Origin of the sequence: Stenotrophomonas sp. Bg11-02 (genome assembly GCF_002836635.1) — a bacterium.
Classification (GTDB): Bacteria; Pseudomonadota; Gammaproteobacteria; order Xanthomonadales; family Xanthomonadaceae; genus Stenotrophomonas; species Stenotrophomonas lacuserhaii.
Map to the genome: position 1 here is coordinate 1 of NZ_PJAY01000009.1, position 12,514 is coordinate 12,514.

Sequence of the window (12,514 nt, forward strand, 5' to 3'; positions counted from 1 at the left end):
GGCGGGGTGAGGTGGGTGTCGGCAGCGGGGGCTCTGGTGGGGGCTCTGGTGGGGGCTCTGGTGGGTGACGACCGTTGGTCGTCACGCTCTTGCCTTGGAGCAGTGACGACCAACGGTCGTCACCCACCAGATCGCATCCCCCCACCAGATCGCATCCCCCACCAGATCGCATCCCCCACCAGATCGCATCACCCATCCGGTCGCCCGGCCATTGACGGCCAGCGGCCGTCACTGCCCTCACGCCCGTGGCGCGGGGTCCGGGTCATCGATACCCACGTTGGTCGATGGGTTGTCGTACACGCTCTGGTCCAGCAGCCCGGTCTCCTTGGCCACCAGCACCGGCACCAGCATCTGGCCGGTGACGTTGGTCATCGTGCGCATCATGTCCAGGATGCGATCGATCGCATACAGATAGCCGATGGTCTCCAGCGGCAGTCCGGCCGCGCTCAACACCACCGTGGCCATCACCACCGCCGTGCCCGGCACGCCGGCGGTGCCGAAGCTGCCCAGCACCGAAGCGATCAGCACGATCAGGTACTGCTCCGGCGACATCGGCACGCCGCTGTACTGCGAAATGAACACCGCGCACAGCGCCGGGTAGATCGCCCCGCAGCCATCCATCTTGATGCTGGCCCCCAGCGGCACCGCGAACGAACCGTAGTCCTTGTTGACGCCCAGGTTGTGGGTGATCGAACGCAGCGCCACCGGCATCGCCGCGAAGCTGGACGAGCTGACGAAGGCCACCTGCATGCCCGGCGCGGCACCGCGGAAGAACTTCAGAGGATTCAAGCCATGCGACAACAGCAGCGCGCTGTACACCACCACGATGTGCAGCGCGCAGGCGATGTACAGGGCCAGCACGAAGTTGCCCAGCGGCAGCAGTTTCTCGAAGCCGTAACTGCCGACCAGCCCGGCGATCAGGCCGAAGGTCCCGATCGGAGTGACTTCCAGCACGAAGCGGGTCACCTGGATCATGATCTCGCTCATCTGCCCGACCAGCTGGCGGGCCTGGCCGACCTTCTCGCCCAGCTTGACGATGGCAAAGCCGACCAGCCCGGCGAAGAAGATCACCGGCAGGATCGAGCCGCGGCCCGCAGCCAACACGGTTTCGCCGGCCGCATTGACCCGCGTACCGATGCCACTCAGCGCGTAAAACACGTTGGACGGCACCACGTCCAGCAGCACCTGCACCACGCTGGGCACTTCGCGCGGCACGTAGTTGTGGGCCATCGCCAGCTGCAGGCCACCGGTGCCGGGCTGCATCACCGTGCCCACCAGCAGGCCGATGCCCACCGCCAGCGCGGCGGTGATGACGAACCACAGGAAGGTGCGGCCACTGAGCGCGGCGACCGATTTCTGCCCGTGCAGCGAAGAGATCGCATTGATGACCGCGAAGAACACCAGCGGCACCGCGATCATCTTGATCAGGGTCACGTACAGCTCGCCCAGCGGGCCGAACCAGGTTTCAGCCGCCGGCCCCATCAGCCAGCCGGCCAGGGCGCCAAGGACGAAGCCTGCGACCACGCGTTGCCAGAACGGGATGCGCAGCCAGGCAGAGACCAGCTTCATGGAAATTCCAGAGGGAGAGAACAATGCTCGCACCTTAGCCCAAGCGGGCCCGGCGTACGACCAGCCTGCGGACAAATCAGCGTGTCATCGGCATGCCTTGTCCACCCGGTCATAATGAACACCTGTTTCGTTTCGTGAGGACGCGCTGTCCATGATCCGTACCACCTCCCTGCTCGCCGCCACCGCCGCCACCCTGCTGCTGGGCGCCTGTTCCAGCACGCCGCAGGCATCCAGCCCGGCCGGCCTGTCGATCACGGTACCCACCGTGGCCCACCCGGATGGCGAGACCCCGCAGTGGTGGTACCGCAGTGGCGCGGCCCAGGCGGCCGGCAATGGCGCCATGAACGGCAAAGCCAGGAACGTCATCCTGTTCCTTGGCGATGGCATGAGCCTGACCACCGTGGCCGCCGCGCGCATCTTCGAAGGCCAGCGCAAGGGCGCATCCGGTGAGGAGAACCTGTTGTCCTGGGAGCACTTCCCGGCCACGGCATTCAGCAAGACCTACAACGTCGATTCGCAGACCCCGGATTCGGCCGGCACCATGACCGCCATCACCACCGGCGTGAAGACCCACATGGGCGCCATCGGGGTCAGCGCCGGCAAGCGTCCAGACTGCGCCGACAGCCTGCAGAAGGGCCTGCTGAGCTGGCTGCAGCTGGCCGACAGCGCCGGCATGGGCACCGGCATCGTCACCACCGCGCGGCTGACCCACGCCACCCCGGCGGCCACCTACGCGCATTCGCCGGAACGCAACTGGGAAAACGATACCGACCTGACCGAAGAGGCCAAGGCCGCCGGCTGCAAGGACATCGCCCAGCAGCTGCTGACCACCTCGCGCTTCGGCCGCGGCCCGCAGGTGATCCTGGGCGGCGGGCGCGGCGAGTTCACCACGGTGGAAGAGCGTGATCCCGAGTACGACGACAAGGTCGGCCAGCGCCTGGATGGGCGCAGCCTGGTCAGCGAATGGCAGCAGGCCAACCCGCAGGGTGCCTACGTCTGGAATGCCGACCAGCTGAAGGCGGCGGCCAACGCGCCGGCGATCTTCGGCCTGTTCGAACCGGACCACATGCAGTACGAATACGAACGCGCCAACGATGCCGGCGGTGAGCCTAGCCTGGCCGAACTGACCCGCACCGCCATCGCCAACCTGTCCCGGGAAAAGCAGGGCTACGTGCTGATGATCGAAGGGGCGCGCATCGACCATGCCAACCACAGCGGCAATGCCTACCGTGCCCTGACCGATACCGTGGCGATGTCCGATGCGGTGCGCGTGGCCACCGAAATGACCCGCGACGAGGACACCCTGATCATCGTCACCGCCGACCACTCCCACACCCTGAACTTCGTCGGCTACCCGGCACGCGGCAACCCGATCCTGGGCAAGGTGAAGGACAAGGGCGGCGAAGACGGGCTGGGCGCGCTGGACCTGGCCCGCGACGGTGGCGGCCAGCCGTATACCACGCTGAGCTACGCCAACGGCCCCGGCTTCACCGGCGCCACCAACCAGCAGCCGGCCGGTGCCAAGCGCTACCCGCACAACCCGTCCAGCTTCGACCCCGCCACCGGCCGCCCGGACCTGACCGCAGTGGATACCGAGCATCCGGACTACATGCAGGAAGCGCTGGTACCGGGCAAGAGTGAATCGCACGGCGGCGAAGACGTGGGCATCTGGGCGCGCGGTCCGGGCAGCAAGGCGATCCGCGGCACGCTGGAACAGAACGCGATCTACCACATGATCGTGCAGGCCACCCCGCGCCTGCGCGAGCGCCTGTGCCAGGCCGGCACCTGTGACGCCAATGGCGTTCCGGTGGAGCTGCCGGCGCCGGCCAAGTTCGAGCGCAACGCGCCCGCCCGGTAAGCGCAGCGGGACTGGAGCAATACGAAGGCGGCGACCATACTGGTCGCCGCCTTTTTTCGTGCTGCCCATGCCCCTGTTCCCTGCCCTCGCCGCTGTCGACACCCCCCTGCTGGTCGGTTACAGCGGTGGGCTGGATTCGACCGTGCTGCTGCAATGGCTGCAGCGATCGGCTGCAGCGGCGGGCGTGGGCGTGCGCGCCGTGCATGTGCACCACGGGCTGCAGGCCGCGGCCGATGACTGGGCGCTGCACTGCCAGCAACAGTGCGACGCACTGGGCGTGCCGCTGCATATCCACCGCGTCAACGTGGATCTGCGCGCCGGCACAGGCATGGAGGCCGCCGCAAGGCAGGCCCGGCGTGCCGCGTTCGCTGCCGAACTGCGCGACGGCGAGACGCTGGCCCTGGCCCAGCACCAGGATGACCAGGCCGAAACCTTCCTGCTGCGTGCCCTGCGTGGTTCCGGTGTGGATGGGCTGGCGGCGATGGCGGCCGATTCGATACTTGGCACACATCGGCTGTGGCGGCCGCTGCTGGAGGTTCCGCGCAGCGCGCTGCTGGCCTACGCCGAGCAGCATGCACTGCGGTGGATCGAAGACCCCAGCAACGCCGACGACGGCCCGGACCGCAATTTCCTGCGCCTGCACGTGCTGCCGCTGCTGCGCCAGCGCTGGCCGCATGCCGGCCAGGCAGTGGCCGCCAGTGCCGCGCTGTGTGGCGAGACGCGGCGGATGCTGGACGAAGAAGATGAGGAGCTGCTGCAGCATCTGCAGGTAGCATCGCGCGTGCTGTCGGTGGAGCTGCTGCGGCAGGTATCACCGCAACGCCGTGCCCGCGTGCTGCGGCGCTGGGTGCTGGCCTACGGCGTACCCGCGCTGCCGTCCCGGGTAGTGTCCCAGCTGGAGCACGAACTGCTGCCTGCTGCGCCGGATCGTGATGCGCAGGTGCGCTGGCAGCAGCACAGCATCCGCCTGTGGCGCGGCCACTGGTACCTGTTGCCGGCCGAGTTGCCGCAGCTGCCGGCCGGCTGGCAGGCGACGTGGGATGGCCGCGTACCGCTGGCGCTGCCCGACGGCGGCCAACTCCGGTTGCAGGGCGCGGCGGCATTCGAGTCACCGATGCGGGTGACGGGCCGGCAAGGCGGTGAACGCATCCAGCTGCCCGGCCGCCACCACCAGCACGCACTGAAGGACTGCCTGCAGCGTGAACACCTGGCCCCGTGGCGACGCCGCCAGCTGCCGCTGCTGTTCGCCGATGGCCAGCTGCAGGCCGCTGCCGACGTGGTGCTGTCCGCGCCGCTGCAGGCCTGGCTGCAGCAGCACGATGCCCAGCTGCACTGGCGTCCGGGCGGCTGGTGAATTGACCCCTGCGCTTGGGCCGTCCACACTTGTCGCATGGCTAAGAAAACCCCCGAAAACGCCTCCCCGGTAGCCCAGTTCGAGCAGTCGCTCGAGTCGCTGGAGCAGCTCGTAGAGCAGATGGAAACCGGAGAGCTCAGCCTGGAAGCTTCGCTCAGCGCCTACGAACGCGGCGTCGGCCTGTACCGCCAGTGCCAGCAGGCGCTGGAACAGGCCGAACTGCGCGTGCGCCTGCTCACCGATCCGGCCCAGCCGGAGAACGCAGAGCCCTTCGATCCGCCTTCCAATGACGCTTGAAGCGAGCTTCGCGCGCCTGCGCGATCGCATCGAAAGCCAGCTCGACGCTGCCCTGCCCTCGCCCGCCGACGCCCCGCGCCGACTGCACCAGGCCATGCGCCATTCGGTGCTGGGCGGCGGCAAGCGCATGCGTCCGCTGCTGGTCCATGCGGCCGGTGAAGTGTTCGGCACCGACCCGCACCGGCTGGACGCCCCGGCGATGGCGGTGGAACTGATCCACGCCTATTCGCTGGTGCACGACGACCTGCCGGCGATGGACGACGACGCCCTGCGTCGCGGCAAGCCGACCACCCACATCGCCTTCGACGAAGCCACCGCGATCCTCGCCGGTGATGCCCTGCAGACCCGCGCCTTCAGCCTGCTGGCCGAAGCGGCGCTGCCTGCGGAACTGCGCGTGGCCTGCCTGCAGTCGCTGGCCCACGCCGCCGGCGCGGCCGGCATGTGCGGCGGTCAGGCACTGGATATCGATGCCACCGGCCAGCTGCAGTCACTGGAGGCCTTGACCCGCATGCATGCGCTGAAGACCGGTGCGCTGATCCGCGCTGCGGTGCGCATGGGCGCATTGTGCGGCCACGCCCCGGAGGCGGATCTTGCCCGCCTGGATCGCTTCGCCGATGCGCTGGGCCTGGCCTTCCAGGTACGCGATGACATCCTGGACGTGGAGGCCAGCTCCGAACAGCTCGGCAAGACCGCCGGCAAGGACGCCGCGCAGGACAAATCCACCTTCCCGGCCCTGCTGGGCATGGATGGCGCCAAGGCCAAGCTGGCCGAACTGAGCGCGGTGATGCACGACGCCCTCGCCGCCTACGGCGAAGAAGCCAACGCCCTGCGCGCCCTCGGCCGCCTGGCCATAGAACGCGACCACTGACGCCCCCCCCTGGTGGGTGACGACCCCCTTGGTGGGTGACGACCCCCTTGGTGGGTGACGACCCCCCTGGTGGGTGACGACCGTTGGTCGTCACGCTTCCGCCTTCCGCTGCGCTCGCCGAGCATGGCTCGGCGCTACCCCGCCTTTGGTAGTGACGGCCGCTGGCCGTCAAGCTCCGCCCTGGTGGGTGACGACCGTTGGTCGTCACGCTTCACCACCCGGTCCATAATGCCCGACACCCCGCCAGCACCCCCTAGCGAAAGGACGCCTAGCATGCTGAGCCAGCACTTCCTGTTCTTCTTTGCCATGCTCGGCGCCTTCATGGGGCTCGGCCTGGCCAGCGTTCTCTGGTGGCGCGCCAAGGGCGAACCCACCCAGCGCTGGCTGTCCCTGCTGGTGCTGGCGGTCGGCGTGCGCACCGGCAAATCCGTGGTCTTCCATTTCTGGCCGGATATCCCACGCATCGCCCTGCAGCTCGGCCTCACCGCCTGTTTCCTGATCGGGCCCTGCCTGTACTTCCTCATCCGCTCCACCCAGGGCAACACGCCCGCCGCCAGCCGCGTGGACCGCTGGCATATCACCGCGCTGGTCATCATCACCCTGGCGGTGAACCTGTTCCTGCCCTACACAGGCAACGATGTGCTGTGGCGCAACCTCATCACCCCCGGCATCAATCACGCCTGGCTGGCCTACCTGCTGCTGGCCACCGCCGAGGTCTACCGCCATCGCCCGCGTTTGGCGCGAAGCCCCTCCGGCCCGCTGTTGCTGGGCGCGCTGGTCGGCATCTGGTTGATCTGGACCGCCTACTACACCGCCGGTTACACCTCCTACATCGTCGGCGCGCTGTGCTTTACCTTCGTGCTGGCGTCCAGCGTGCTGGTCTACCTGCGGCTGCGCTCCGGGCAGGCCCCCATCGAGCCCTACCAGGACCGCCGCATCCCAACCGACGAAGCAGCCACCCAGCTTACGGCGCTGGCCGAACTGATGGCCCGCGAGCGCCTGCACCTGGATCCCAGCCTGACCCTGCCGCGCCTGGCGCGTCGCATGGGCGTGCCGCAGACCCGGCTGTCGCAGGTCCTCAACGCCGACAACCAGACCTCGTTCAAGCAGTACCTGGCGCAGCTGCGGGTGGCCGAAGCCAGGTCGCTGCTGCTGCAGGTGCCGGTGAAGCCGCTGGAAATCGTCGCCTCCGAAGCCGGCTTCCAGTCGATGTCGACCTTCCACAGCGCGTTCAAGAAGCACGAGGGCATCACCCCTGCCGCCTACCGCAGCCGCGCCACCGACTCCGGAAACGCATTCCAGCACTCCTGAAACACGACGCAATACCTTGATCTGAAAGGGATCACCTAACGTGCGGACTCCTTCCCGTGAGTCCGCACCATGTACACATCCCGCTTCATCCGCCCCTTGCTGATGCTGCTGCTGGCCGTCTGCCTGGGCGCGGTCAGCACGGTCCAGGCGGCCACCCCGCAGCGCATCCTGTTCGTACTCTCCAGCAGCAAGGTCCACGGCAGCTCCGCGCTGCCGGCCAGCGTCAGCTTCGGCGAGGTCGTCCACGCATGGGATGTCTTCCACGAAGCCGGGTATGCGGTGGATTTCGTCTCGCCCGAGGGCGGGCCCGTGCCGATCCTGGATGCCTACGTGAGCGACGAGGTGGCCGCCCGCCAGCAGGACCCGCGCATCATGTCCGGGTTGCGCAACACCACCACGCCCGCCCGGATTGATCCGTCCCTGTACCGCGCCGTGTACTACGTCGGCGGCAGCAACGCCATGTACGGCGTGGCCGAAAACCCGCAACTGCAGCGCATCGCCGTGCATGTCTACGAGCGCAACGGTGGGGTGGTGTCGGCCGTCTGCCACGGCACCGCCGGCATCGTGGACCTGACCCTCAGCGGCGGCCAGAGCCTGCTCGCTGGCAAACGCATCACCGGCTATCCGGAACAGCACGAACAGCAGGATGCGGCCTACTTCAAGCAGTTCCCGTTCCTGATCGGCCAGACCGTCACCGCACGCGGCGGCACCTTCAGCGCGATCGACAGCGAACAGCCGTACGTCCAGGTCGATGGGCGCGTGGTCACCGGCCAGAACTACGCCTCGGCCGCGCCGGTGGCCAAGGCCGTGGTGGAGGTGCTGCGCGGCGGGCGCGTCGAGGTGGAGCAGGTCATGCAGAAGGTCATGCAGGCGTTCGAAGCCGGCGATGCCAACCGGATGTTCGAGGTCCTGCGACGCGATGGCGTCGTGCTCGGCTACTCCGAAGGCCAGCGCCGCGTGGTCACCCAGGACGCCGAGGAATGGGCCACCGGCTTTACCGGCGTGGCCGCCGACGAAGACCAGCGCTTCCGCCGCTACGAAATCCTGGACGTCAGCGAAAACGCCGCCGTGGTGAAACTGACCCTCGATTACCCCCGCTGGAAGGGGCTGGACTACCTGGCGCTTTCCCGTATCGACGGCACCTGGATGGTCGTCTCCAAGTCCTGGTCAGGCCAGGTCACACCCTGATCCGTTCAACCAACGCGCTTCACCACACACCCACCGTCGAGAATCCTCATGAAGACCCTTATCCGATCCGTTGCACTCGCAGGCAGCCTGCTGCTGCTGCTGCCCAGCTACGTCATGGCACAGGCCAGCGACCGTGAGGCCGTCGACCAGGTCATGCAGACCTTCATGCGCGCCTACCCCACTGCCGACAACGCGCTGGCCAGGCAGGTCTTCCGCAGCGACGGGGTGATGATCGGCTACTCGGCCGCCCGCGGCAGCGGCCTGGCCACGCGCACCGGGGAACAGTTCGCCGAAGGCTTCAACGGCAAACCGGCCGCCAACGAAGCACAGCGCAGGCGCAGCTATGAAATCGTCGACATGGCGCAGAACCTGGCAGCGGTCAGGGTCACGCTGGACTACCCCGGCTGGGACGGCGTCGACTACGTCGTGCTGCTGAAGACCGACGGCAAGTGGATGATCATGAGCAAATCATGGACAGGCCAGGCCAAACCCTGAGCGTCGGTGGGTGACGGCCTTCGGTGGGTGACGACAGTTGGTGGGTGACGACCGTTGGTCGTCACGCTCCTGACCCTCACAACTTCAAGTTCAACCCTACATACACCGAACGCCCCGCAGCAGGCGAAAACATCGGCTGCGCCTGCTCCCAGAAGAAGCTGTCATACCACGCATACGCGTACTCCCGGCCGGTGGCATTCTTCACCTGCAGGTCCACGCTCCATGCGGGAGTGATCTGGTAGCGCGCGCTCAGGTCCAGCACCGCGAAGCCGCCGAACTTGCCCGCCACGTTGCGTTCTTCCAGGTAGTAATCGCCCTGCGCACGGGCCTGCAGGCCCAACTGCAGCGCATCGCTGGCCTGGTAATCCACGCCGACGTTGCTGATGTAACGCGGGGTGGCAGCCACTTCGCGGCCCTGCAGCGAAAGGGCCGCATCACGATCATCGCGGGTGATCTTTGCTTCCTGATAGGCATGCGACGCCCACAGCGTCCAGTTGTCGCCCCACTGCGTGCTGATCTGCGCATCCACGCCGCGACGGCGCGTCTTGCCCAGCGTCACCGTGGTGCCCGTGGCCGGCATGTTCGACACCTCGTTGGCCGCGTCCTGCTGCCACACCGCGATGCGTGCCTGGCTGCCCCCGAACGGACTGAACTTCAGGCCCAGCTCCATGCCGGTGTTGGTCGACGGACGCATCGCCGCCTGCCCTGGCGTCAGGTACGCAGGCGCGGTGGAGCCGGTCAGCACCTGGAAGGTGCGGCCCCAGTTCGCATACACGTTGGTGTCCTCCGCCAGCGCGTAGACCACGCTCAGTTTCGGCTGTTCGATGGTGCCGTAGCGTTGCAGCGGGCCGGTGACGCCGCCGGGCAGCCGGGTATCGCCGTCGAAGCGGCCCACGCGGTACGCCGGCACGATCTTCAGCGGTTCGATCGGCTGGTAGATGGCCTGTACATAGGCGCCCCAGTTGTCGAAGGTGTGCCGGTCATCATTCTGGATGCGCGCCGGTGCACTGCTGAAATCGGTCGGCTCGCTGTAGCTGAAGCGTTGGCGCTGGTAGCCGTTGTCCTGGTGTTCGTAGTTCACCCCACCTTCCAGGGTAAGGCTGTCCCTGGCATGCCAGGTAAGCGTGGTCAGCATGCCGGTCTGCTTCTCGTCCCACACCCGGCGCTGGCGCGGTGCGTTGCCGGTGGGCAGGTCACTGAAGGTCACCCGACGGTCGTCTTCGTAGCGGTTGTAGTACAGCTTGGTGCCCAGGAACAGGCTGTCGGCCAGCTTCAGGTCCAGGTGTACGCCCCCCTGCTGCATGTCGCGCACATCGCGGTCATTGAGGTTGCGGCGCTGCGAACCCCGCCGGTCGCTTCGCAGCTCGTCGGCGGTCATGAAACCGGGTTCATCGGCGATATGGTGATAGGCGCGCGCGGTCAGCCCGATGCGCATGCCGTCTTCAAGATTCCCATGGAACCACTTGCCACCCAGCGCGTATTTTTCGGAGCTGTCGTGGTCACGGTAGCCATCGGAGGCTTGGGTGCCGACGAAGTAATTCTGCGCGAATCCATCGCGCTCGCGGCCGACCGCCAGCTGCGCATCGCGCGTGTTGTAGCTGCCATGGCCGAGCCGGGCATCGGTGTAGTTGCCCCCCTGCCGCGTACCGAAGTTCACGTTGCCGCCGATGTTGTGCAGCCCGTAACGCGGATCGTTGGTGCCGCGCACCACCTCGATGAAGCTGATCTCCAGCGGGAACAACATGTCGATGAAGCGCTGGTTGCCACTGTTGACGTTGCTGGGCACACCGTCGATCAGGGTCTTGATGGCATTGAGGTAGCCCTCGCCGTTGAAGGCGCGGAAGCTCACCTTGCCCGATTCCGCACCCTGCCGGGTTTCGGTCAGCTGGATGCCGGGCATCTGCCCCAGCAGCTCCCAGCTGTGCGACACGTTCTTGTCTTCGATCTGGTCCGCACCCAGCACGTCCACCGAGGTCAGCACCTGGTGCGCGGTGAGCTGGCCGTCGGTGTGCTGGTGGACATCCACCTTGCCCAGGGTCAGGGCGGAGCTGGAGGACTGCGCGCGCGACTCGGGCGCGAACAGGATGGCCGCCGTGGCAGCGACCAGAGCTTGGATCTTCATGTCAGCAGGATTGCCTTGGAGAGAAAAAGTGCAAAGAAGTGAGGTGCGCAGGACGCGCCCTATTGCCGCCCGCTGTAACGCAATAGTATAACATCACACTACACTGCCATCCGGTGACTCCGTAGGGTCTCCTCCACGCCTGTTCAGCGCGTCCGCTGCGAAGGACGCGTCTGCCCCACTCAGGCGTGGGCTCGCTCGCGCAGCCACTTGGTTGCGATCCACTTCTCGCCCGCCTTCACCGCCGCCCCCCCATGCAACGTCCTGGTCATCGCATGGGGCCGGTCATAACTGAAGAACAGTGCATTGCCTTTCACCGCCGCCACTTCAAGGTGTACGTCGGGAAACACCGTGGCGCCGCCCTGCCCGGGTGTATTGAGATACATGACCACCGTCGCCACCCGCTGCCCCCCGCGTCGAAGCAGGACCTCGGCACTGGGCTCGCCCGGATCGAAGTAATCATGGTGTGGCTTGTACTGCGCCCCTGGGCCGTAGCGAAGTATCTGGATGCCTTCGCCATTTTCCAGCGGCCAGTCCAGAAGCCGTGCAATGCGCGCCTCGATCCGCACACACAGTGCGTTGCCGCCACGCTCGAACCAGGTGCCGGTACTGGTCCGGTCCGCGTGTACCTGGTCAGCACCGGTTCCCGGATCCACCGTCGTGGACCGTCGCAGTTTCTGCGCGGACATCGCCACCAGTTCGTCGCATTCCTCATCGGCCAGAAAACCACCCAGCAGCACCACCCGCGGCAGCTTGAAACTGGCAAGTACGTGCACCAACCGATCCCCGAGGTCGAGCACGGAAGCGCCGTTGGGCTCGATGGGCACCGGCACGGCGACCGGCAAAGGCAGGTTTTCGCGTGCGGCTGCCTCCGCCACGTGGCGCGCCACGGCCTCCTGCACCGCGTCGATGGCCGCCTGCTCGTCCCAGCCTGCAGCAAGCAGGGGCGCGAGCACCGCTTCGGGGTCGGCGCCGGATTGCGCTTCGCGGATTACCCAGTGCTGCAGATCAACGGAAAGTACGTGCTGTTTCATGTCGTGGCCGGGGATTGAAGGATTTCCAACATACGGGTGCAACATTTACATCCAAGTATTGCGCCCCGGTGACGCATTCACCGATTCACCTGCCGCCATCGCTACGCAACGCCATTTCAAGGGGGAATGGAGGACGCAGCGCGGCATGAAAGTCCTTCCGGTGCCCGTGCATCTCCCCCTCCGCTTCCGTCCGGACCACCCGTCCAACCAAGACCCGGAGATACGCAACATGTCTGTCAGCAACAACACCAGAACCCTCCTCATGTCCTTCGGCGCCGCGCTTGCCCTGTCCGCCTGCGGCGGCGGTTCTGACCGTGTCGTATCTCCCGGGGAAGGAGCCTTCCCGCCCGCGCCGACCCCTGCGCCCACCACGCCTCCACCTGTCTCCTATACACCTCTCCGCGCCCACGAGCCTCCTGAG

10 protein-coding genes and 1 pseudogene are annotated in these 12,514 nt (G+C 66.9%); 8 read left to right on the forward strand and 3 right to left on the reverse strand.

Annotation, left to right across the window (positions count from 1 at the left end; all coding sequences use genetic code 11):
• Positions 1-237: 237 nt before the first annotated feature.
• Positions 238-1,569, reverse strand: coding sequence for a dicarboxylate/amino acid:cation symporter (locus CXG43_RS00885; protein WP_101098314.1), 1,332 nt, complete (start codon positions 1,567-1,569; stop codon positions 238-240).
• A 151-nt stretch (positions 1,570-1,720) separates the two neighbouring features.
• Between CXG43_RS00885 and CXG43_RS00890 the strand changes: the two genes are divergently transcribed.
• The 7 genes from CXG43_RS00890 (at position 1,721) to CXG43_RS00920 (ending at position 8,940) form a co-directional block, all read left to right on the forward strand.
• On the forward strand, positions 1,721-3,427 hold the full coding sequence (locus tag CXG43_RS00890; RefSeq protein WP_101098315.1) for an alkaline phosphatase: 1,707 nt from the start codon (positions 1,721-1,723) through the stop codon (positions 3,425-3,427).
• A 67-nt stretch (positions 3,428-3,494) separates the two neighbouring features.
• The gene (gene tilS, locus CXG43_RS00895) at positions 3,495-4,781 is read left to right on the forward strand and encodes a tRNA lysidine(34) synthetase TilS (RefSeq protein WP_101098316.1); all 1,287 of its coding nucleotides are present in this window, start codon (positions 3,495-3,497) and stop codon (positions 4,779-4,781) included.
• A gap of 36 nt (positions 4,782-4,817) precedes the next feature.
• Entirely contained in the window at positions 4,818-5,078 is a 261-nt protein-coding gene (locus CXG43_RS00900) for an exodeoxyribonuclease VII small subunit (RefSeq protein WP_101098317.1), read from the forward strand.
• Positions 5,068-5,946: a farnesyl diphosphate synthase gene (locus CXG43_RS00905; RefSeq protein WP_101098318.1), complete on the forward strand. Its 879-nt coding sequence runs from the start codon at positions 5,068-5,070 to the stop codon at positions 5,944-5,946. Before CXG43_RS00900 ends, CXG43_RS00905 begins: the two co-directional genes overlap by 11 nt.
• A gap of 273 nt (positions 5,947-6,219) precedes the next feature.
• Positions 6,220-7,257 carry a helix-turn-helix domain-containing protein gene (locus CXG43_RS00910; RefSeq protein WP_157824998.1) on the forward strand — a complete coding sequence of 346 codons (1,038 nt, stop codon included), beginning with the start codon at positions 6,220-6,222 and terminating at the stop codon, positions 7,255-7,257.
• 69 nt (positions 7,258-7,326) lie between these two features.
• Entirely contained in the window at positions 7,327-8,445 is a 1,119-nt protein-coding gene (locus CXG43_RS00915; protein ID WP_101098320.1) for a nuclear transport factor 2 family protein, read from the forward strand.
• A 48-nt stretch (positions 8,446-8,493) separates the two neighbouring features.
• Positions 8,494-8,940 carry a nuclear transport factor 2 family protein gene (locus tag CXG43_RS00920; protein WP_101098321.1) on the forward strand — a complete coding sequence of 149 codons (447 nt, stop codon included), beginning with the start codon at positions 8,494-8,496 and terminating at the stop codon, positions 8,938-8,940.
• A gap of 76 nt (positions 8,941-9,016) precedes the next feature.
• On the opposite strand, the gene CXG43_RS00925 is transcribed toward CXG43_RS00920, so the two are convergent.
• Positions 9,017-11,062, reverse strand: a complete 2,046-nt coding sequence (locus tag CXG43_RS00925; protein WP_101098322.1) for a TonB-dependent receptor — start codon at positions 11,060-11,062, stop codon at positions 9,017-9,019.
• A gap of 179 nt (positions 11,063-11,241) precedes the next feature.
• Positions 11,242-12,093, reverse strand: a complete 852-nt coding sequence (locus CXG43_RS00930; protein ID WP_101098323.1) for a 2OG-Fe(II) oxygenase — start codon at positions 12,091-12,093, stop codon at positions 11,242-11,244.
• Between the two features lie 229 nt (positions 12,094-12,322).
• Here CXG43_RS00930 and CXG43_RS00935 point away from each other — a divergent pair.
• Positions 12,323-12,514 (forward strand): annotated as a pseudogene (locus tag CXG43_RS00935) (hypothetical protein); the annotation flags it as partial.

Bases quoted from the DNA above. Each gene is read 5' to 3' on its own strand.
- CXG43_RS00885 (WP_101098314.1), bottom strand. From the start codon at position 1,569: ATGAAGCTGGTCTCTGCCTGGCTGCGCATCCCGTTCTGGCAACGCGTG.
- CXG43_RS00890 (WP_101098315.1), top strand. From the start codon at position 1,721: ATGATCCGTACCACCTCCCTGCTCGCCGCCACCGCCGCCACCCTGCTG.
- tilS (WP_101098316.1), top strand. From the start codon at position 3,495: ATGCCCCTGTTCCCTGCCCTCGCCGCTGTCGACACCCCCCTGCTGGTC.
- CXG43_RS00900 (WP_101098317.1), top strand. From the start codon at position 4,818: ATGGCTAAGAAAACCCCCGAAAACGCCTCCCCGGTAGCCCAGTTCGAG.
- CXG43_RS00905 (WP_101098318.1), top strand. From the start codon at position 5,068: ATGACGCTTGAAGCGAGCTTCGCGCGCCTGCGCGATCGCATCGAAAGC.
- CXG43_RS00910 (WP_157824998.1), top strand. From the start codon at position 6,220: ATGCTGAGCCAGCACTTCCTGTTCTTCTTTGCCATGCTCGGCGCCTTC.
- CXG43_RS00915 (WP_101098320.1), top strand. From the start codon at position 7,327: ATGTACACATCCCGCTTCATCCGCCCCTTGCTGATGCTGCTGCTGGCC.
- CXG43_RS00920 (WP_101098321.1), top strand. From the start codon at position 8,494: ATGAAGACCCTTATCCGATCCGTTGCACTCGCAGGCAGCCTGCTGCTG.
- CXG43_RS00925 (WP_101098322.1), bottom strand. From the start codon at position 11,062: ATGAAGATCCAAGCTCTGGTCGCTGCCACGGCGGCCATCCTGTTCGCG.
- CXG43_RS00930 (WP_101098323.1), bottom strand. From the start codon at position 12,093: ATGAAACAGCACGTACTTTCCGTTGATCTGCAGCACTGGGTAATCCGC.